21 protein-coding genes are annotated in these 21,045 nt (G+C 55.8%); 19 read left to right on the top strand and 2 right to left on the bottom strand.

Going from position 1 to position 21,045, the window contains the following annotated elements; all coding sequences use genetic code 11:
- Positions 1–114: 114 nt before the first annotated feature.
- Positions 115–1,431 (top strand): A/G-specific adenine glycosylase, encoded by a 1,317-nt coding sequence (gene mutY, locus AC58P5_RS20795; RefSeq protein ID WP_497390407.1) that lies wholly within the window; start codon positions 115–117, stop codon positions 1,429–1,431.
- A gap of 380 nt (positions 1,432–1,811) precedes the next feature.
- On the opposite strand, the gene AC58P5_RS20790 is transcribed toward mutY, so the two are convergent.
- Both AC58P5_RS20790 and yfhS read right to left on the bottom strand, forming a co-directional pair.
- Entirely contained in the window at positions 1,812–2,426 is a 615-nt protein-coding gene (locus AC58P5_RS20790; RefSeq protein WP_009676925.1) for a superoxide dismutase, read from the bottom strand.
- A gap of 94 nt (positions 2,427–2,520) precedes the next feature.
- Positions 2,521–2,709 (bottom strand): mother cell protein YfhS, encoded by a 189-nt coding sequence (gene yfhS / locus AC58P5_RS20785; protein ID WP_497389936.1) that lies wholly within the window; start codon positions 2,707–2,709, stop codon positions 2,521–2,523.
- Positions 2,710–3,126: 417 nt separating this feature from the next.
- Between yfhS and AC58P5_RS20780 the strand changes: the two genes are divergently transcribed.
- The 18 genes from AC58P5_RS20780 (at position 3,127) to AC58P5_RS20695 (ending at position 20,986) form a co-directional block, all read left to right on the top strand.
- A complete protein-coding gene (locus tag AC58P5_RS20780) occupies positions 3,127–4,020 on the top strand; it encodes a carbohydrate ABC transporter permease (protein WP_376129824.1) in 894 nt (297 codons plus the stop codon).
- On the top strand, positions 4,017–4,901 hold the full coding sequence (locus tag AC58P5_RS20775) for a carbohydrate ABC transporter permease (RefSeq protein WP_497389934.1): 885 nt from the start codon (positions 4,017–4,019) through the stop codon (positions 4,899–4,901). Before AC58P5_RS20780 ends, AC58P5_RS20775 begins: the two co-directional genes overlap by 4 nt.
- 31 nt (positions 4,902–4,932) lie before the next feature.
- Entirely contained in the window at positions 4,933–6,312 is a 1,380-nt protein-coding gene (locus tag AC58P5_RS20770; RefSeq protein WP_497389932.1) for an ABC transporter substrate-binding protein, read from the top strand.
- Positions 6,313–6,375: 63 nt separating this feature from the next.
- Entirely contained in the window at positions 6,376–7,404 is a 1,029-nt protein-coding gene (locus tag AC58P5_RS20765; protein WP_497389930.1) for a LacI family DNA-binding transcriptional regulator, read from the top strand.
- 54 nt (positions 7,405–7,458) lie between these two features.
- Entirely contained in the window at positions 7,459–8,421 is a 963-nt protein-coding gene (locus AC58P5_RS20760; protein ID WP_497389928.1) for an N-acetylglucosamine kinase, read from the top strand.
- A gap of 23 nt (positions 8,422–8,444) precedes the next feature.
- Positions 8,445–9,767, top strand: a complete 1,323-nt coding sequence (locus AC58P5_RS20755; protein ID WP_497389926.1) for a 6-phospho-beta-glucosidase — start codon at positions 8,445–8,447, stop codon at positions 9,765–9,767.
- Between the two features lie 384 nt (positions 9,768–10,151).
- Positions 10,152–10,583: a GNAT family N-acetyltransferase gene (locus tag AC58P5_RS20750; RefSeq protein ID WP_016423621.1), complete on the top strand. Its 432-nt coding sequence runs from the start codon at positions 10,152–10,154 to the stop codon at positions 10,581–10,583.
- Positions 10,584–10,871: 288 nt separating this feature from the next.
- Complete coding sequence (locus AC58P5_RS20745; protein ID WP_497389924.1) at positions 10,872–11,423, top strand: DUF402 domain-containing protein; 552 nt, start codon at positions 10,872–10,874, stop codon at positions 11,421–11,423.
- Position 11,424: 1 nt separating this feature from the next.
- Positions 11,425–12,033 carry a signal peptidase I gene (lepB, locus tag AC58P5_RS20740; RefSeq protein WP_497389922.1) on the top strand — a complete coding sequence of 203 codons (609 nt, stop codon included), beginning with the start codon at positions 11,425–11,427 and terminating at the stop codon, positions 12,031–12,033.
- 148 nt (positions 12,034–12,181) lie between these two features.
- Positions 12,182–13,429 (top strand): tRNA epoxyqueuosine(34) reductase QueG, encoded by a 1,248-nt coding sequence (gene queG / locus AC58P5_RS20735; RefSeq protein ID WP_497389920.1) that lies wholly within the window; start codon positions 12,182–12,184, stop codon positions 13,427–13,429.
- Between the two features lie 72 nt (positions 13,430–13,501).
- Entirely contained in the window at positions 13,502–14,098 is a 597-nt protein-coding gene (locus tag AC58P5_RS20730; protein ID WP_497389918.1) for a methylated-DNA--[protein]-cysteine S-methyltransferase, read from the top strand.
- Positions 14,095–15,126: an HD-GYP domain-containing protein gene (locus AC58P5_RS20725; RefSeq protein ID WP_497389916.1), complete on the top strand. Its 1,032-nt coding sequence runs from the start codon at positions 14,095–14,097 to the stop codon at positions 15,124–15,126. The genes AC58P5_RS20730 and AC58P5_RS20725 overlap by 4 nt, the downstream gene beginning before the upstream one ends.
- Before the next feature lie 78 nt (positions 15,127–15,204).
- Entirely contained in the window at positions 15,205–15,447 is a 243-nt protein-coding gene (locus AC58P5_RS20720) for a YneF family protein (protein ID WP_497389914.1), read from the top strand.
- Positions 15,448–15,541: 94 nt separating this feature from the next.
- Positions 15,542–16,150, top strand: coding sequence for a TetR/AcrR family transcriptional regulator (locus tag AC58P5_RS20715; protein WP_497389912.1), 609 nt, complete (start codon positions 15,542–15,544; stop codon positions 16,148–16,150).
- Positions 16,140–16,727: a GTP cyclohydrolase I FolE gene (gene folE / locus AC58P5_RS20710; protein ID WP_497389910.1), complete on the top strand. Its 588-nt coding sequence runs from the start codon at positions 16,140–16,142 to the stop codon at positions 16,725–16,727. The genes AC58P5_RS20715 and folE overlap by 11 nt, the downstream gene beginning before the upstream one ends.
- Positions 16,728–16,985: 258 nt before the next feature.
- Positions 16,986–18,092 carry a putative 2-aminoethylphosphonate ABC transporter substrate-binding protein gene (locus AC58P5_RS20705; protein ID WP_497389908.1) on the top strand — a complete coding sequence of 369 codons (1,107 nt, stop codon included), beginning with the start codon at positions 16,986–16,988 and terminating at the stop codon, positions 18,090–18,092.
- Positions 18,093–18,163: 71 nt separating this feature from the next.
- The gene (locus tag AC58P5_RS20700) at positions 18,164–19,207 is read left to right on the top strand and encodes a putative 2-aminoethylphosphonate ABC transporter ATP-binding protein (RefSeq protein ID WP_497389906.1); all 1,044 of its coding nucleotides are present in this window, start codon (positions 18,164–18,166) and stop codon (positions 19,205–19,207) included.
- 18 nt (positions 19,208–19,225) lie between these two features.
- Positions 19,226–20,986, top strand: coding sequence for a putative 2-aminoethylphosphonate ABC transporter permease subunit (locus tag AC58P5_RS20695; RefSeq protein WP_497389904.1), 1,761 nt, complete (start codon positions 19,226–19,228; stop codon positions 20,984–20,986).
- The last annotated feature ends 59 nt before the right edge of the window (positions 20,987–21,045 follow it).

The raw sequence follows: 21,045 nt of genomic DNA, 5'->3' as shown, positions 1-21,045 counted from the left end.
GCTGAAGAAGGACAAGTTCCGGAAAAGCCGAAGAAAACGAAGTCGGCATCCAAAACGGATAAAACACCGCCGGCGGAATACCCGACGGAACAAAAACAATTTTTCTCCGCCAATTTGTTGGCGTGGTATTTGATACATCGCCGCGATCTCCCTTGGAGACGCAGCCGCAACCCGTATTATATCTGGATTTCGGAAGTTATGCTCCAGCAGACGAGAGTGGATACGGTGATTCCGTACTTCCACCGGTTCGTAGATTTGTTTCCGACGGTAGAGGCGCTGGCCGAAGCCCCGGAGGATGAGGTTCTGAAAGCGTGGGAAGGCCTTGGCTACTATTCCCGCGCGAGAAACCTCCAGCAGGCCGTACGCGAGGTGCACGAGCGCTATGGGGGCATCGTGCCGGATACGAAAGAGGACATCTCCTCCCTCAGAGGGGTAGGCCCGTATACGTCGGGCGCGATTCTCAGCATCGCGTACAACAAGCCGGAGCCCGCCGTCGACGGCAACGTCATGCGGGTGCTTTCGCGCTATTTCCTCATCGAGGACGATATCGCGAAGCCCGCCGCAAGAGTGGGGATGGAGCGGCTGGCCCGCGATCTCATCCCCGAAGGCTCCGCGGGGGACTTCAACCAGGCGCTGATGGAACTCGGCGCCATGGTCTGCACCCCGCGCTCGCCGCAGTGCCTGACCTGCCCGGTCATGGACCACTGCTCGGGCCGGCTTGCCGGCAGGGAAGAGACCCTGCCGGTGAAGAGCAAGGCCAAGCCGCCCAAGCCGGAACGGCGGCTTGTGGCCCTGATCGAGGGCGAGGGCGAGAACGCCGGGCGGATTCTTATCCGCCAGCGGCCCCAGGAGGGCCTCCTCGCCCGCATGTGGGAGCTGCCGCACGTAGAGCTGCGGGCGACCGCCTCCGGCGGCGCCCACGGCTCTCTCGCGGCAGCGGAACCTCCCGGCCCGACGGATGGGCCGGGACTGCTTCTTGCTGCGGCGGATGAAGCCGCAGCAGCTGCCGCCGGCGCGGACAGGCCGGCGGAGGCACAGTCGCCCGGCTCCCTCGGGGCCGCCGGGACGGAAGCGCCGGCGAAGCGGGGCCGCCGCGGCAAAGCCGCTGCGGGGAGCGAGGCTCCCGCAGCCTGGCCGGGCGACGCGCACAGCATGGAGGAGCTGCGCGTCGCGCTGGCCGAGGAGGAGCACGTGGACGTGCTCCCGCAGGGCTGGATCGCCGATACGAACCACACCTTCAGCCATCTCTACTGGGACATGAAGGTGTACCGGTGCCGGCTCGGCGGCCAGGGAGGCGCTCCCGCGGGGCAGCTGCCTTACCGCTACCGCTGGATGTCGCCGGAGGAGCTGGAGCGCTACGCGTTCCCGAACGTGTTTCTGCGCGTCTTGAAGATGTACGCCGAGGAGCAGGGGGGATGGGCGGGGAAGTAGACCCGGCCTTTCCGGCTGCTGCCGTCTAAATGCGCATCACCGGGACGTAAAGCGGAACAACGGCTCTAAACCGTTCCTTCGCGGCTCCCTCGGCTCATAGGTCGTTAGCTAGGCGTCCCCGTTCGCTGCCGGATCTGTTCGGTAAGATCATGCTCGCCGGCAGGCGGTTCTTCCTTGCACCGTATGTCCCGCTCCCGAGCGGCGCAGAGCACGAGGAGCGCGCACCGCACCGGAAACGGCAGACAGCCCTTGCGCCTTATAAACACAATTCCATAGACACATTCTTATAGACACATTCCCGTAGACACATACAGCCGAATATAAAAAAAGACGCCCTCCCAGGCTTATCGCCTGAGGAGGGCGTCTTGCGTATACCGGAATTATTTCTTTGCGGCTTCGTAACGCTTGTTAACGGCATCCCAGTTAACAACGTTCCAGAAAGCGGAGATGTAGTCCGGGCGTTTGTTTTGGTATTTCAGGTAGTAAGCGTGCTCCCATACATCCAGTCCGAGAAGCGGAGTGTCGCCTTCGAAGAGCGGGCTGTCCTGGTTAGGCAGGCTGTATACTTTCAGCTGGCCGTCTTTGCCCAGCGCAAGCCATGCCCAGCCGCTGCCGAAACGGGTAGTAGCCGCTTTGGCGAAATCTTCTTTGAATTTATCGAAACCGCCCAGCTCGCTGTCGATAGCTTGAGCCAAAGCGCCGGTAGGCTGACCGCCGGCGTTAGGAGCGATGGTTTCCCAGAAGAGGGAGTGGTTGGCATGTCCGCCGCCGTTGTTGCGTACTGCAGTGCGGATCGCTTCCGGAATGCTGTTCAGATCGCTGATCAGGTCTTCCAGGGATTTGTTTTGAAGGTCGGCATGACCTTCAAGTGCCGCGTTCAGGTTCGTTACGTATGTGTTGTGATGACGGTCGTGGTGAATTTCCATCGTTGTTGCGTCGATGTGCGGTTCCAGTGCGTTATTCGGGTAAGGTAGAGCCGGTAGTTGATGTGCCATGATTTAAATACCTCCTAAGCAATATGTTAACACTTACCTGTTTATTATAAGATGATTTTTGATAGTAAATCAACATTTATGTATCTTAAGTCGGTTAGACCGTATTTTCCCGCCTTTTTTCGATCTCCCGGATGACCTGCGCATGTATAGCCGTACCCTGTGCGTTGAGCCAGGGAGACAGCTCGCTCATTACGGAATGGTGATAGGATAATTCCTCTTCATCCCAGGCGGAAGCGTCCAGTGAACTCAGTTCGTGCAGATGCCGTCTTTCCTGCTGTGCCATTTTTTTTCACCTCCATCTATAAGAATGGCCGGAAAGCAGAGTTATTATCAGAAATTTTCTGCAAGGAGGCGGCGGGAAGATGGGAAGAAGACGGGGGTTAGGGATAGAAGAACCGGAAAGGACAACGTTTTCCTTAAAATAGGATTTGTAAGCGCTGTATCTTTTTGCTCGCGAAAGCAAATAAGGGATTGACACCCGGCATGAAAGCGTTTATCTTAAATCTATAAAAGTTAAACCCTTTTAATTTTCGAGAACAAGCTGACACGAATAACAGAAGAGGAATTTGAAATGGTTTGCGAGGTTTTAGGCTGAAAAATGGGCATAAAATCCAGAAATCCGAATCGGTTTACATGGAAATCATGTCTTTTATTTTCGGACTAAAATTAAAGCGTTTTAACTTTCGAAAGGAAGGATGCCATGAAAACCAAAACGGCAAGGCACCAAACGCTCTGGTTTTACATCTTCATTTCACCCTGGCTGATCGGAGCTGTTCTGTTTGCCCTGTATCCCATCGTATCATCGGCTTATTACAGTTTTACCGAGTACGACATCGTAAATCCCCCGAAATGGGTCGGTTTTCAAAACTACGTCGATTTGTTCCACGATGATATCTTCTGGATTTCCATCTGGGCTACCGTGCGTTATACGCTGCTGAGCGTTCCGATCCAGCTCGGGCTTTCGCTTCTGTTTGCGCTCCTGCTCAATCAGAAAATCCCGTTCAAAGGTTTTTTCCGGACGGTCATGTATTTCCCGAGCATGATTTCGGGTGTCGCCATGGCTCTGATCTGGATGTGGATTTTCAATCCGCAGAGCGGGCTTCTCAATCAGGGGCTCAGCCTGCTGGGGCTTCCCGGGCCGCTTTGGCTGTTCGACGAGAAGTGGGCCATCTTCGCTCTCGTGCTCATGTCGCTGTGGACGGTAGGCGGAGGAATGGTCATCTTCCTGGCCGGTTTGCAAAGCGTGCCGCCAAGTCTGTACGAAGCGGCCGAACTGGACGGCGTAACGCGCCTCCGCTCGTTCTGGCATATTACGCTGCCGATGATTTCGCCCGTGTTCCTTTTTCAGCTGATCATGGGGCTGATCGAGTCTTTTCAGGTCTTTACCCAAGCGTTCATCATGACCAAGGGCGGCCCGAACTATTCGACGATGTTCTATGTGTACTATCTGTATCAGAACGCCTTTAAGAACTTCAAAATGGGCTATGCTTCTGCGATGGCCTGGCTGCTGCTGATCGTCGTCATGGTTCTTGCCCTGCTTATTATGAAAGGTTCTAAACGATTCGTTCATTACGAAGGGGGAGACGGAGTTTGAGCGGCACGCTGCATACACAGCCCGGTCGGGCCTATAAACCTTCGAAGCTGAAGGCGGGACGCAGGACGTGGTTCGACTGGTTCGTCTTCGCAATGCTGATCGTCCTGTCGGTCCTGATGATTCTGCCGTCGGTTCACATGCTGTCCACGGCTTTCAAAACGCGGGCGGAATCGCTGAAATTCCCCCCGACGATCCTACCGGATAAATTCGTAACGGAAAACTTCAAAAAATTGTTCGAGCTCGATTTTCTCACCTGGTATCAGAACAGCCTGCTCATCGGCATTATGACGGTGATCGGCACGGTGCTTTCCTCCGCACTGGTCGCTTACGGCTTTTCGCGGTACCGGGCGAAGGGCAAGGACGCCCTTTTCGCTTTTCTGCTGGCCACGATGATGCTGCCTTATCCGGCCGTCATGATCCCGCAGTTCATCTTGTTCAAGGAACTCGGCTGGATCGATACGTTCCTGCCGCTGATCGTTCCGGCTTTTCTGGGCTCCGCCTATTTTATATTCCTGCTCAGGCAGTTTTATACCTCGCTGAGCAACGAGCTTTTCGAAGCGGCCAAAGTCGACGGCTGCTCGGAACTCCGCCAATGGTGGAGCATCGCGCTTCCGCTGTCGGGCCCGGCCTTGGCGACCGTCGCCATCTTCTCCTTCATCTGGAGCTGGAACGACCTGCTCGGGCAGGTGCTCTATCTGAACTCGACCGAGAAGTTTACTCTGCCGATCGGCATGGCCGGCATGGTGTCTTCGACCACGCGCCCTCCTTCCTGGAACGTCGTTATGGCCGCATCTCTGCTGGCGCTGGTACCGATTCTGGTTTTATTTTCCGTCGCGCAGCGCTATTTCGTACAAAGCATCGTGCTGACGGGTGTGAAATAAGAGAGGGAAACTATAAGGAGGTCTACCTGAAATGTGGATGACTAGAAAACCGTATCATATGACGCTCGCGGCGGTATTGGCGGCGTCGGTAACGCTGGCGGGCTGTTCCGGGGGAGACAAGAAGACCGAGGGAACGGGCGATTCCGGCAAGTCGGGAGAAACCGTAACGATCACCCATTACACCCAGGATGCGCCGGATAAAGCCTACGTGGAGCAGCTCATTCCGGAATTCGAGAAGAAGTTCCCCAATATAAAGGTCAAGGTGGTAAAAGCTCCTTACGAACAGTTCGAGTCGAAGCTGCAGAGCATGGTAGCCGCAGGCAATTCGCCGGACGTAACTTCCCACTGGGGAGATGCAGGCTTCGCGGAATATTACAACAAAGGCTTGGTCCGCGACATAACGGATCTACTGAAAGAAGACAACTTCAAGCCTTCCGACTACGGACTTTCGGATCATTTGATGGATATCTACAAAGTCAATGGCAAAACTTATGGAATTCCTGTCTATAGTTACGTATCTGTTCTCGTATATAATAAGGATATGTTTGACAAGGCAGGAATTCCGTACCCTCCGTCCGATTATGAAGACAAATCGTGGACATTCGAGAAGATGCAGGAATACGCCAAGAAGCTGACCAAAATATCCAAAAACCTGAACGATACCCAGTACGGTATCGATTGGGGCTGGTCCGAAAGAGATATGAGACCGCTTTATTTCGGAGCCAGCGCGTATCCGGAAGAAACGTTTACGAAGAACGGGGGCAACCCGGAGGTTTCCAAGTTCAATTCGCCTGAGGTAAAGGAAGCTTACCGGACGCTGTTCGATATGATGCACAAAGACAAAAGCATGATCGATCCCGTTACGACCAAAGCTGTCGCGGGCGAAGGCGGAGATCCGTTCGCCGCAGGCAAAGTGGCGATGTCCGTCGGCGGCGCCTGGCTTCTCGCCGGCTCCAACGATTTCGGCTTTAAAGTCGGCGTAGCCGCCGTACCGGCCGGGAAGAACGAGAAAGCGAGAGACGTGCTGTTCGTCGATCCCCTGTTCATCCTCAAAGACTCCAAGCATCCGAAGGAAGCGCTGGAGTGGATTAAATTCCAGCTTTCCAAAGAAACGCAGGAGAAAGCGGTCGAGCTCAGCGGAGGCACGCCGCCGGCGAATTCGCTAGCAGGCGAGAAGTATTTCAGCTACTTCGAGAATATCGATCCGAAAGATCTCAAGAACGTGTACGAAGGCGGTCTGAAGTACGGTGTAGAGTCCTGGAACCACATGATCCCGGGCTACGCGGAGCTTAACACGATCATCAAGAACGAAATGGAGCCGATCGAGAACGGCAAAAAATCGGTCGACGAAGTCATGCCGGATCTTGAGAAGCACATCAACGACGTTTTGGCGAAAAGGCAGAAAAAATAACACAGTCGGACTCTTGACCAGCCCCGCTGCATGGTGGGATTCCGACGTTGGGAGTTCGATTGGATGAAAATAAGCATATTTGACGTTGCAAAAAGAGCGGGAGTATCGGTGGTCACCGTCTCCCGCGTTCTGAACGACTCGCCTACGGTGAGGGAAAACAACCGGCAGAAAGTGCGCCAGGCCATCAAGGAGCTCGATTACAGGCCCAATTCGGCCGCAAGGAGCCTGGCCAGAGGGAAGACGGGCGTGATCGGTCTTACGCTTACGACTTTGCAGGATTCCCTGTTCGACGGAATCGTCAAGTGCGTGAACGATGCGCTGAAGGAACACGGCTATTTCCTGGCCCTATCCATCGGACCGGACACGAGCGATTCCGACTGGGGCGAAGGCAGCAACTTTCTGTATCAGGAAGACAGGGTGGACGGAATTATCGTTCTTTCCCCTCTAAAGGAGGAAAACGATGTCCTGGAGTTGAAAAGGAAAAAGATCCCATTTGTGCTGGTGGATAACCAGCAGGAGGACATGAGCGCCTCGGTCGTTAACGTCGATAACTATATGGGCGGTTTGGAGGCGACTCGTCACCTGCTGAGTCTCGGGCACACCAAAATCGCGCATATCGCGGGTCCCGAACTCTACCGGAGCGCCAGGGAGCGGAAACGGGGCTATATCGATGCCATGGCGGAAGCCGGGCATTCCCCGTTTCTTTTGGTGGATTCGGATTTCGATATCCGAAGCGGCTTCGACATCGCCAAGAGCTGGCTGGCGGAGGGCGAGAGGCCGACGGCCGTATTCGCCGCCGACGATTTCATCGCGCTGGGCGTAATCGAGGCTTTCCGCGACGCGGGACTTCATGTGCCGCGCGATCTTTCCGTCATCGGTTACGATGACCAAGCCTTCTCGTCGGCGATTCATCCCCGGCTGACGACCGTCCGTCAGCCGTCCGAGGGGATGGCACAGGAAGCGGTGAAGCTGCTGCTGAAGATCGTGAACGGCACGCAGAAACGGAATGTTTCGGTGAAGCTGGAGCCGAAATTGATCATTCGCGAATCCACGGCGTCTCCGGAGAGCGGAACACTCGAAGTAGATAGATAAAAACAGGAGCTGTGAAATAGAAGAATAATTGCATGAAACGGGAGATGGAGAACTGTGAACTATTACTTGGGAATGGATGCGGGAGGCAGCAAAACCTACGCGGTTATCGCCGATGAAACCGGCCGGGTGGTCGGCACCGGCAGAAGCGGCATGGGGAATCATCAAATTCATCACGACCGGGCGGCCGCGAGCATCGGGGGCGCCGTGGACGAGGCGCTCCGCGAGGCGGGCCTGACGAAAGCCGATATCGCTTTCGCTTACTTCGGTCTGGCGGGGGCGGACCGCGAGATCGACTTCCGCATCCTGCGGAAGCTTCTGGAGCCGATCGGCTTCGCGAACTGGGATCTCGCCTGCGATACCATCGTCGCCATGCGGGCGGGCACCACGAAGCCTTACGGCGTCGTCGCCATCTGCGGCAGCGGCGTGAACTGCTCGGGCATGAACCGGCAGGGCGAAGCCTACCAGTGCGGTGGCTTCACGTACACGTTCGGCGACTTCGGCGGCGGGGGCGGCCTTGCCGTCGAAGCGTTCCGCTCGGTCGTCCGCGCCTGGGACGGACGGGGAGAGCAGACCCTGCTGACGGGACTTGTCCTGGAGCAGCTCGGCTACGAAACGGTCAGGGACATGTTCCACGATTTTCTCGACCATAACAAATCCGTTCCGCTGGAGCTCGCGAAGCTGCTCTTCACGGCCGCGGGTCAGGGGGATGGGGTTGCCCGCGATATTTTGAAGGAGCAGGGCGAGGAAATCGGCCTCTCGGTCAAAGCGATCGTGAATAAGCTCGGCATGGCCGAGGAAGAGTTCGACGTCGTGCTCGCCGGCAGCGTGCTGATGCGCGGAAACGGCGACTACGTCGAGAAGTATATCGTAGACGCGGCGAAGAAAGCGGCTCCGGCAAGCACGATCCGCCGGCTGGACGCCGAGCCTGTAGTGGGTTCCGTGCTGCTTGCGATGGAACGCGGCGGCTTGACGGTCAGCGAGGAAGTCAGCGAGAAACTGAAACAGTTAAAGATGTAAACCAAATCGGGGGAGTGAGAGAGATGGACAAAAGCTTAAAAATCGTCGTCATCGGTGGAGGTTCCTCTTATACACCGGAAATCGTGGAAGGATTTATTCTGAATTACGACAAGCTGCCGATTCGCGAAATTTGGCTGGTCGATATCCCGCAGGGGGAATGGAAGCTGAACATCGTCGGCAGCCTGGCGAAGCGCATGGTCGAGAAATCCGGCCTGCCGATCCAGGTTCATCTGACGCTGGACCGCCGGGAAGCTCTGCCGGGCGCAGACTTCGTCTCCACGCAAATGCGTGTCGGCATGCTCGAAGCCCGCGCCTGGGACGAGTCCATCCCGCTGAAATACGGCGTCATCGGTCAGGAAACGACCGGACCGGGAGGCATGATGAAGGCGTTCCGGACGATACCGGTTCTGCTCGATATCTGCCGCGACATGGAAGAACTGTGCCCAGACGCTTGGCTGCTCAACTTTACGAATCCGGCAGGCATGGTGACGGAGGCTATCTCCAAGCACAGCTCCATCAAATCGATCGGCCTCTGCAACGCTCCGATCGGCATGCACAAATGGCTGATGAAAGAATACGACGTTCCGGCGTCGAGCATTTATACCGAGTTCGTCGGTCTCAATCACCTTCACTGGATCACACAGATTACCGTGAACGGGGAATCGAAGCTGGAGGAGCTCGTCGGCAGCGGCAGCGGATATTCCGCCAAAAACGTGCCCCAAATGGAATGGAACGCAAGCTTTATCCGCGGTTTGGGCGCGGTGCCATCCTACTATCTCAAGTATTTCTACCTGAAGGATGAAATGCTGGAGGAACAGATCGAGGCGTCGAAGAAGGACGGCACGCGCGCCGAGGTCGTCAAGCGGGTCGAAGACGAGCTTTTCGAGCTCTATAAGGACCCGGATCTGGCGGAGAAGCCGAAACAGTTGGAGAAGCGCGGCGGAGCCTACTATTCCGAAGCGGCGGTTAACCTGATGTGCTCCCTTTACAACGACACAAGGGATATTCAGACCTTGAACGTCCGCAACGACGGCATTCTGGATTTCCTTCCGAACGAGTCCAGCATCGAGGTGAACTGTGTCGTGACCCGGCAGGGACCGATCCCGCTTTCGGTGACCCGCGTGCCCGAGGCCGTCAAAGGCCTGATCCATGCGGTGAAAACGTACGAAATCCTCGCGATCGAGGCTGCCATTACGGGAGACAGAAGTATCGCCCTCCAGGCGCTTGCCCATCATCCGCTCATTTCCTCGGTCAACACGGCCGAGAAGATGCTGGATGAAATGCTGGAGCAGAACCGTGCTTATCTGCCTAATTTCTTTCCCGCAGCCGAACATTCGAACGTTTAAAAGTTTACGGCCCTAATTGGTTTCGGACAAAATGAACGATCGACAATCGAACAGACAATTCCGCTGATGGAATGAAGCGAATGAACCGCCGGAAAATCCCGGCGGTTTTTTTGTGCGCGCAGCAAATAGCCTTCCGAAAGGTTGAAAGAAGAAGGCGACCGAAATGGGCCCTTCCAGGTTTGAGGTCCTATGAAACGACTGGAAGAAGAAGGACTTTTTAGGCGAAAAAAAGCACAAAAACGTATGTAAACGCTTCCTATTAAGCGCTTTCAAGAGAATTATTAAGAAAAGCCGGTGTTTTTTGAAAAAAAGGGAGGATTTTCGCCGATTTTTGTCGTAAAATTATTTTTACACCGAAAAATTGATATTGTGGGAGTGGACCTCATGCGTGTTCGTTCTTTTCGATTGTCTGATTACAGCTCGATCTCCGGTCTGCTGCAGGAAGCGCTCAGCGATCCTTGTTACAAGGAAACGATGCAGGCGTTTGCCAAGCAGTTGTCGTGGGACGGCGAATTAGTGTTGGTTGCGGAAGAGCAGGATGAGCTGGTTGGTATGGTAATCGGGACCATTGATGATAACAAAGGGTACTATTACCGTCTGGCAGTTGCACCCGGGCATCGCCGCAAGGGAATCGGCAAGGCTTTGATTGAAGGAATGAAGCAGCGTTTCATGCAGCGTAAGGTTAAACGCATTCTTGTCACAGTCGATCATCACAATGAATTGGTGCTGCCTGTTTACGAGTCGGCGGGATACAACCACTCCGATTTTACGAGAACGGCAAACCGGCTCAGCATTGTAAAGAAAGCAAGCATGTAGGGGTCAATTATAGTATAATGAAGGCATATCTTTTTGTCGCTGGCGGACAGGCTCCGCTCCCGGGAGGAAGGTATGCTTTTATTGTAACCACTTCTTTTTTGCCGGGAAGAACGGGCTCCGTAGGGAGCTTTTTTAGTCGCTGCGTTTAGTTTTTCTACGCGGGTATCGGCAATTCCGTTTCAATCGTTTTCAACCTGATCGAATTTAAAATAACCGACAATAACCATGAATTCATGAGCATAAGCTGCATTAGCCGGATGAGACGGTTTATATAGAGGGGCAATTTCAATGGAATCTTTCGAGCATTTTGTCATTAAGAGCTTTAAGCACGACGGTCACCTGCACCGGATGTGGCTGGAGAACTGGAAAGTGCCCCAGCACGAGCTCCATCCCGAACACCGGAGAGAAAACATGAACGTGTTTATCAACAACCAGACGAAAATCCGGGAAGCGGACGGGAAGGAATGGACAAGTCGGATTCCGGGCGTCTCTTTTTTTATACCGGGGGAATGGTACAATATCGTCGCTCTTCTCGAAGAGGGGGGCGTGCGCTACTACTGCAACGTAGCCTCTCCGTTTTACCGGGCGGGCAACGTCATCACCTACATCGACTACGATCTGGATGTGATCCGGATGGCCGGAGGCGACGTTCATGTCGTGGACCGGGAGGAGTACGAGCAGCATAAGGCGCTGTACCGGTATCCTCCGCTGGTCGAGTCGAAAGTGCAGGCGGGGCTGGACTCCCTGCTGAAGCGGATCGGCAAAGAGGACGCCCCGTTCGGGGACGAAAACGTCCGCAGGTACTATCAGCTGTGGAAGGACAGGGAAACGGAGGCGTAAAGTGACGGATTCCGGGCGGGAACCCCGGTCTTCTTCCATACCCGCAGCGGAGACGGGCGGAGTGCAGGGAAGCGGCCGTAGTTCCGGGAAAAGAAACTGGAGCAGGCTGGGGACTTTCGTTGTGATTATACTGGCTGCTGCCGTTATTCAGCGGTACGGATTCAACATTTCCGCCGTCCGCGGAATATCGATGGAGCCGACCCTGCATGAAGGGCAGCGGCTTTTTGTGAATAAAACGGCTTCTTGGACCGGAAGTTTCAGCCGGGGAGACGTCGTAGTCCTGAAAGAACCGGATGGGACGGGCATGGAGAAGACCCGCCCCTATCTGGTCAAAAGGATCGTGGCTGCGGCCGGTGACCGGCTTGAAATTACGGACGGCAGGGTTTTCGTAAACGGGGAAGAGCTGAAGGAGCCGTATACGGACGCAAGGATCGGGGACGGCGATTACGGTCCTTTTACCGTAGGAACCGGTTACTGCTTCGTCATGGGCGATAACCGGCGCAGCGGAGCGAGCCTGGACAGCCGGAGTTTCGGTCCGGTAGCCGTTAGTTCGCTGGTCGGACGGGCAGAATGGATATTATGGCCTTCAGACGCTCTGGAAAGTCTCTAGGGAGAGTTTCGGGCCATGAACAAGCCATAGAAGCTTCAGATACTTAAAGGGCACACGCGCAGAAATACAGGCTGCAGATACGCTGCCGTCGGCAGGTCCGTCTGGCAGCTTCAACTCAACTTAGATGATACGGAAGGAGGGATAGAGCATGCGGATAACACTTGCGGATGCTTCCGAAAGGGAGCTGCTCCTGCTTAAGCAGGAAATCATCCAGGCGGCGCCCTCGCTCGGAATCGATAAAATCGGATTCGCTTCGGCGGAGCCTTTTCACGATTTGAAGGATATTCTTCTTCAGCACCGCGAGAAGGGCTACGAATCCGGATTCGAAGAACCGGATATCGAGAAGCGCGTTAACCCGGACCGCAGCTTCGAAGGGGTCAAATCCATCATCGCTATCGCGGTCGCCTATCCCTCCAAGCTGGTCAACCCGCCCCGCTCGGAGGCGGGAGCTTACCGTGGCATGCTCGCTCGGGCCGCCTGGGGGGACGATTACCACCTGGTCCTGCGGGAGCGCCTGAAGCGCCTGGGCGCGTTTCTGAAAGAGCGCGTCGAAGGGGTCCGGTTTATGGACATGGTCGACACCGGCGCTCTCGTGGACCGCGCCGTGGCCGAGCGCGCGGGAATCGGCTGGGTCGGCAAAAACTGCGCCGTTATTACTCCCGAGTGGGGTTCCTGGATCTACCTCGGCGAATTGCTTACAAATCTTCCTTTCCCCGCCGATACTCCTATTATGGACCAGTGCGGGGAATGCCGGATCTGCATCGACGCCTGCCCGACGGGAGCGCTTGTCGGGCCCGGCCAGCTGAACTCCAGCCGGTGCATCTCCTTCGTGACGCAGACGAAGGGAACGATTCCGGACGAGTTCAAGGAGAAGATCGGCAACCGGCTTTACGGATGCGATACGTGCCAGATCGTCTGCCCGGTGAACAAGGGCAAGAACTGGACGCACCACGAGGATCTCCAGCCGGATCACGAGGTCGTGAAGCCCCTGCTGATTCCGCTGCTCACCATGGGCAACCGGGAATTCAAGGAGCGCTTCGGAAGAAGCTCGGCGGCCTGGAGAGGGCGCAAGCCCATTCAGCGCAATGCGGTGCTCGCGCTGGGAAATTTCAAGGACCGGTCGGCCGTTCCGGTGCTCGCTTCCCTGCTCAAGGACGATCCGCGTCCGGAGCTTCGGGCCACGGCGGCCTGGTCGCTCGGCAAGATCGGGGGCGGGGCGGCGCTGGACGCCGTGCTGCGGGCGCAGCGCAGCGAACGCGACGAAGCGGTGCTTGCCGAGCTGGACAAAGCGGCGCGGAAGCTCGGCGTGCTCCCGCAAAGCGGCGGCGATCCGGGCGCCGAAGAAGCCGGCGGACCACAGGCGGACGGCGCCGGAGCGGCAACGGCCGCGGAGTAGCCGCAGTGCGTTAAGCACGGGCGTGCTGCCGGCTGAGTCAACAGCCAACTACCACAAGCGGAGGGATGCGGGATGGACAACAACAGCAGGAGAACGGTCGCGACGACAGGGGAACCTGTTCTTATAGAAACCGATACGCTGGATTCCCCAATCGGCCCTCTGCTTCTCGCCAGGACGGAGACGGGACTCTGCGCGATCGAATTCGGGAGTGAGCCGGAAGCCGTCCGCAAGCTGGAACAATGGAAGGACCGCTGGATTCCGGGCGGCACCGTTGTTCCGAGTCCCGGAGGACTCCGGGAAATCCGTGAACAGCTTGAGGAGTATTTCAGCGGACAGCGACGCTCGTTCGACCTCGCATTCGATCTGCGGGGGACGGAGTTCCAGCTCCGGGTCTGGACGGCGCTGCTGTCCGTTCCGTACGGAGCTACCGCTTCCTATAAAGACATCGCCGCCGCCATCGGATCGCCTCAAGCGGTCAGGGCGGTCGGCGGGGCCAACAACCGCAACCCGGTACCGATCGTCATCCCGTGCCACCGCATAATCGGCGCAGGCGGGCAACTGGTAGGATACGGGGGCGGACTTCCCGTCAAGACGAGCCTGCTTGAGCTTGAGGGCTGGTCGCCGGCGGATGTCCGGCATACATCGAAGAATCGGGAGTGGAAAGCATGAAATATGTTCCTATTGATTCCATAGAACCGGGACAATATCTGGGAAAGACAATCTTTACGGCGTCCGGGGCGGTCATGCTGGCCGAGGGGGTTCAGCTTACCGTCTATATGATTAATACGTTAAGGCGCATCGGGGTATCCATGCTCTATATCCAGGACCCGCAAACGGACGACATCGAAATTCCGGAGGTCGTCAGCGAGGAAACGAAGCGGATCGTCATCCGGCAAATGCTGGATACATTCGATTCCATCCGGTCCGGTAAAGACTTCAACACACGCCACATGAGCAAAAACGTGGATACACTGTTGGAAGAAATTTTAAAAAACAAAGACGTTCTGATCCAACTCACGGATATCCGCACGAAAGACAATGACATGTACCTCCATGCGCTCAACGTCTGTATGATTTCTACGCTGATCGGAATGAATATGAATCTGAATCCGCAGCAGCTGAAAGAGCTGGCTATCGGAGCGCTGCTTCACGACGTAGGCAAGCTGGACGGGATTACGGACGACGAAGGCAAGGACGAGCGGCTTAATCATACGTGGAGAGGCTTCGAACTGCTTAAAGCCAAGCGGGAATACAGTCTGCTTATCGCGCATGTCGCGTTCCAGCACCACGAAACGCCTGATGGGCTCGGTAAGCCGCGCAGGCTTCTTGGAGAGCAGATTCATCTGTACGCGAAAATCGTCAGTGCGGCCAATACCTACGACAATCTGCTCCACGGCAGCGGCCTGGACACGGGGCTGCTCCCCCATGTGGCGATCGAACACATGATGGCTATGGCGGGCACGAAACTGGACCGGGAAGTCCTGATTCACTTCCTGCGCACCGTATCGGTTTATCCGACGGGTATTTCCGTGCGTCTGTCCACCCGCGAAACGGGTGTTGTGGTCGGCCAGCACCGGGGCCTGCCGGGCCGTCCGGTGGTCCGCATCATCAAACAGGACGGCGGCAAAGAGTACGATGTGAAGGAAATGGATCTGGCGAAACACACGACGCTTTTTATCGAACACGTGTTGGCCTGAGATGCTTGGATTTTCGGCTTTATAATGCTATGATGGGTTTGTCTGAAAACAATCTTTGAACGCAGGGGGAAAAGCAGGATGTGGCAAATTATCATTCCGATTCTGACCTTGATCGCGGGACTGGTCGGAGGCTTTTTTATCGGGGTGTTCTATCTCCGTAAACAGCTCGAATCGATGCAGAACAATCCGGAAATGATCCAGAAAATGGCTAAGCAGATGGGCTACAACATGAACAAGCAGCAGATGAACAAAGTGCAGACCATGATGAAGAACCAGAACCTGACTACCAAAAAGCCGAATAAAAATGCAAGATCCAAATAAAAAATCCGAATGAAAAGCGGCCGGGAGTCCTGTCTCACAGGCTGCTCGGCCCTTTGAATAGAACGGACCAGTATTATCCAGAGGTGGTTGGCTTATGCCCAGCAACAAAGACAAAATTATCGCTGCTGCCATGGAGCTTTTTCACGAGCAAGGCTTTCAGGCTACGGGCCTGGAAGAAATTCTCTCCCAGTGCGGCGTAGTGAAAAGTAACTTTTATTACCATTTTAAGAGCAAGGAAGAGCTTGGCCGGCAAGTCATTCAGCAGAAGATTGCGCTGATGGAGGAGCAGATATTCGGGCCGTCGCTGGACAACCGGACGCTCGAGCCGAAGGAGAGACTGGGACGGCTGTTCCGCCTCATGCAGGCCGCAGCGGAAGAGCATGACTGCCGCAGGGGCTGCTATATCGGCAACCTGGTTCTTGAACTGGGGGAACGGTACGAAGAACTGCGGCGCTTGCTGGTGGATTTTCTCGAAGACATAGAGAATAGAATCGAAGCCTGCCTGCAGGAAGGGGCGGCTAATCAAGGGATCAACCTTCGTGGCATGAAAGCCAGGGAAACGGCTGTTGCGCTGACCGCACTGCTGCAGGGCGGTATGCTTCTCGGCAAAGCGCACCGCAGCAGTTTCGCGCTGCAATACGGCGGCAAGCTGGTGAATCATATCATAGGGAACGGATCGGAAGGAGAGCAACATGCCGGCTAAAGAATACAAAAACACGAAGGTCGCGGATAACCGCGAACAGATTGAAGGGCATATCCGGGAGATTCTGCGCCTGATCGGCGAGAACCCGGAACGCGAGGGACTGCTGGATACTCCGGCGCGTGTAACCCGCATGTACGAGGAGATTTTCGCCGGATACGAGGCGGATTTCCTCGACGTGCTCGGGGTAACCTTCGATGAGCAGCACGAGGAACTCGTCATCATCAAGGACATCGTGTATTACAGCCAGTGCGAGCATCATATGGCGCCGTTTTTCGGCAAAATCCACGTGGGCTATATTCCGAGCGGCAAGATTGCGGGCCTAAGCAAATTCGCCCGTCTGGTCGAAGCCATCACCCGCAAATTGCAGGTGCAGGAGCGGATTACTTCGCAGATCGCCAACACACTGGACGAGGTGCTGGAGCCGCACGGCGTTATGGTCGTCGTGGAAGGCGAGCATCTGTGCATGTGCTCCCGCGGCGTGAAGAAGCCCGGCAGTAAAACCGTCACGTCGGCCGTACGCGGCTCGTTCCGGACGGATTCCGCTTTGCGGGCGGAGTTTTTGTCGCTGATTAAGTAATTCGGGAGCAAGCCAGCCAACTAGCAAACCAACCGAAGAGCAAGAAGACAAGAAAGGCAGCCGTAGAAGGCTGTCTTTTTTTGTTGTGCATATACGAACAAATACCAACTAAAAACAATTAAAAAAAATTAAACACACAATCTTTACTTGTATTTAATCGTGGGTTTACAAAACTTCTTTACTATAGCAACTGTAAGAGAAACGAATCCATTACGCAGCTTAACCCATTTTACACATTCGAGAGGATGAACGACGGTCATGAAAAAAACAGCTTCACTTTGCCTGACTCTTCTTATGGCGATTTCCCTTCTGGCAGGCTGCGGAAAAAGCGGCAGCGAAGCGGGCGCCGCGACCACCCCCCCGGAAAAAGCGGGCGGCAATGAGGGCACTTCCCAAAACGCTGCCCTGAAAGGCGACCTGACGGTATACACCGCACTTGAAGACGATCAAATTAAAGCTTACCTCGAATCGTTCAAAAAAACGAACCCGGATGTAAAGGTAAATATCGTCCGGGATTCGACGGGCATCATTACGGCCAAGCTGCTGGCCGAGAAGGATAACCCGCAAGCGGACGTCGTCTGGGGCGTAGCGGCGACAAGCCTGCTTGTGCTCGATCAGAACGGCATGGTGGAGGACTACTCGCCCAAAGGGATCGAACGTGTCTCCCCGATGTTCAAGAGCACCGGCTCTCCGGCAAAATGGGTAGGCATCGACGCGTGGGAAACGGCTTTTATCGTCAACACCAAGGAACTCGAGAAGAAGAAGCTTCCGGTTCCGAAGACTTATCAGGAACTGATCAAGCCCGAATACAAAGGCATGATCGTGATGCCTAACCCGGCTTCCTCGGGAACGGGATTTTTCGATGTAACGGGCTGGCAGCAGCTCTACGGCAAAGGTCCGTCCTGGGAGTTCATGGACAAACTTCATGACAATATCGCCGTCTACACGCACTCCGGTTCCAAGCCGGCCAAGATGGCGGCTGCCGGAGAATACCCGATCGGCATCTCGTTCGGTTACCGCGGCATTCAGGAGAAGAAGAAAGGCGCGCCGGTTGAGGTTGTATTCCCTCAGGAAGGCTCCGGCTGGGATGTGGAAGCGAACGCCTTGATGAAGAAAGCGGCGATTAAGCCCGAAGCGAAGGCATTCCTGGACTGGGCGATCAGCGACGAGGCGATGAAAGCCTACAACAAGAACTATGCGATCATCAGTGTGAACGACGGCTCCGGCACGATTCCGGAAGGCTACTCCAAAGACCCGCTCAGCCAGCTCATCAAATACGACCTGAACGATGCGGCGAAGAATAGAGACAGCATTTTGAAAGAGTGGGAAAAACGCTACAACGCCAAGAGCGAGCCCAAATCCTAAAATATAGCGGTAATCCCGCTTGCGGCAACAAGTCAGAACCGTTAAGCCGGCAGCCGGAAGGAGAGGAACACATGAATCAGGCTCACTTATCGATCCGGGGGATCCGCAAGACATTCGGTTCTTTCACGGCCTTGGACAGCATCTCCCTGGATGTCCGCAAAAATGAATTCGTCTGTCTGCTCGGACCCAGCGGCTGCGGCAAAACGACGCTGCTCCGCATCATTGCCGGGCTGGAGCACCCGGACACGGGTGCGATATCGGCAGGAGGAAAAGACATCACGGCTCTTCCTCCGGCTCAGCGGAATTTCGGCATGGTGTTCCAGTCGTATGCTTTGTTCCCGAACATGACGGCAGCGCAGAACATCGCATTCGGCCTAAAGAGCCGGAGGCTCGGCAAACGCGATATCACCGAGAAATTGAGAGAATCGCTGGACCTGGTGGACCTCTGGCAGATGAGGGATAAGTACCCGTCCCAGCTCTCGGGAGGCCAGCAGCAGCGTATCGCGTTGGCGCGCGCCGTCGCGCTGTCCCCGGACTTCCTGCTGCTGGATGAGCCGCTGTCGGCGCTGGACGCCAAGGTGCGGCATAAGCTGCGCGGAGAAATCCGCGCGCTGCAGGAGAAGATCGGCGTCACGACCATCATGGTGACGCACGACCAGGAGGAGGCGCTGACGATGGCGGACCGCATTGTGGTGATGAACAATGCGGAGGTCGCACAGATCGGCACGCCGAGAGAGGTTTACGAACGGCCGGCTTCGCCGTTCGTAGCCGATTTCATCGGCGCGATCAACTTCCTGGACGGAGCCGAGCTCCAGGGAAGGGGCGTGCGCGGCGCCGGCATGATGGCGGTCCGGCCCGAGCATATCGGCGCCGAAGAGCCCGGTTCGCGCGGCGGCATACCGGCCGTCGTCCGCGGCATCGAATTCCGCGGACCTTTCTATCACGTCATGCTGGACGTATTGGACAGCGGCGGGGAGCCGCTCGGACGCGCGATGACGATTCACGTGTCCGCCCAGCATTACCAGCAGCTGGGCCTCGAGAAGAATAAGAAGCTGTCGCTCCGCCTGCCGGAAGAACGGCTTATCGCGTTCGAGACCCAGGCCGCGGCGAAGTAAGAGAAAGGAGTCCTTGTCATGATGATCGTACGCAGGGTGCAGGACGCCGCCAGAGACCTTCGTTCCAGTCTTACGGGAACGGGAGGAAGGATCAGGCGCCGGCACGGCAAAGAGGAGCGGATACAGCAGGCTCTTATCGCCCTCATGATCGCGGTGCTGGCCTTTACGGTGCTGCTGCCCCTGATCGGGTTGTTTTCCAAAGCGTTTTACGATAAGACGGGGCAGTTCGCGGGTCTGGAAAACTTTGTCGTGTATTTCACGACACCGGCCCTTCTCCGTTCCCTGCTCCATACCTTGAACGTGTCTTTACTCACTACAGTCATCTCTGTCAGCCTCGCGTTCTTGTATGCGTATGCGCTGACCCGTACGGATATCAAAGGCAGGACGCTTTTCCGCTATATTGCGCTGCTCCCTCTTTTTGCCCCGACGATGATGCACGGGATCGGTCTTATTTATTTGTTCGGCAACCAGGGGCTGGTGACGACCGGTTTGTTCGGTCTTCTGCCCGCCGGGCTGGATATCGGCCTGTACGGTCCTGTGGGAATCGTACTGGCGGAAGTGGCTTACACCTTTCCTCAGGCGATGATGATCATGCTCGTGTCGCTGGCGGTAACCGACAACCGGTTGTACGAAGCGGCTGATACGCTTGGGGCGGGGAAGTGGAGAACATTTCTGAGCGTAACGCTGCCAAGCGTGAAATACGGCGTCATCAGCGCTCTGTTCGTCTGCTTTACGATGAGCTTTACGGATTTCGGCGCCCCGAAAATCGTCGGAGGCAACTACAATGTGCTTGCGACGGATATTTACAAGCAGGTGATCGGCCAGCAGAACATGACGATGGGCGCGGCCGTAGGCATCCTGCTTACACTGCCGGCTATTCTGGCTTTTGCGGTGGACCGTTTCGTGGAACGCAGGCAGAAGGCGCTCGTTTCCTCCAAATCGGTTCCCTATCAGGTTCAGAAAGGAAGCTGGCGCAACGCCGTGTTTTACGTGATTTGCAGCTTGACCGGGGGCGCCATCCTGCTCCTGCTGGGCGCCGTAATTTTCGCTTCCGTGATTAAGGTGTGGCCCTATGATTTGTCGTTTACGTGGAATCATTTCGACTTCACATCCGTGGCCGGCGAGGGTCTGGCTCCTTTCTGGAACAGCATGCAGGCGGCTCTCTATACCGCTTTGCTAGGTACGGTGGTTACGTTCGTTTTCGCTTATCTTATTGAAAAAGTGCGCCACTGGCACGCTCTGCGGCAGTTTGCTTATTTCCTGTCGATTCTGCCGCTCGCGCTGCCGGGAATGGTAATCGGGCTTGCTTTTATTTTCTTCTTCAACCGGCCGGACAATCCGTTGAACGGGATCTACGGCACCATCTGGATCGTCGTTCTGGCCAACATCGTGCATTTCTATGCCGTTCCTTTTATTACGGCGACAGCCTCGCTCAAGAAACTCGATAAGGAATTCGAGACGGTTTCGGAATCGATGCGTGTTCCGTTCTACCGGACATTCGCACGGGTAACGGTTCCCATGTCCCTGCCGGCCGTTCTGGAAATGTTCGTTTATTACTTTGTGAATTCCATGGTAACCGTGTCGGCAGTCGTGTTTCTGTACTCCGCCGATTTCAAGCTGGCTTCGGTTGCCGTTGTCAATATGGACGATGCGGGGGATACCGCCCCGGCCGCCGCCATGTCCGTCCTCATTCTGCTGACCAACATTGTCGTGAGGATCGGCTATGAGCAGCTTACGAAAGTGATGCGGAACCGGGCTTCCGCCTGGCAGCGGAAATAATTTTTTAACGGGCTTGACCGTTAACCCGATAGAGTATAAACGCCCTTACTTCATCAAAC

This window comes from Paenibacillus sp. JT31N7, assembly GCF_059692095.1.
Note: the sequence above shows the minus strand (reverse complement) of the source record. Positions and strands in the feature narration are given on the sequence as shown.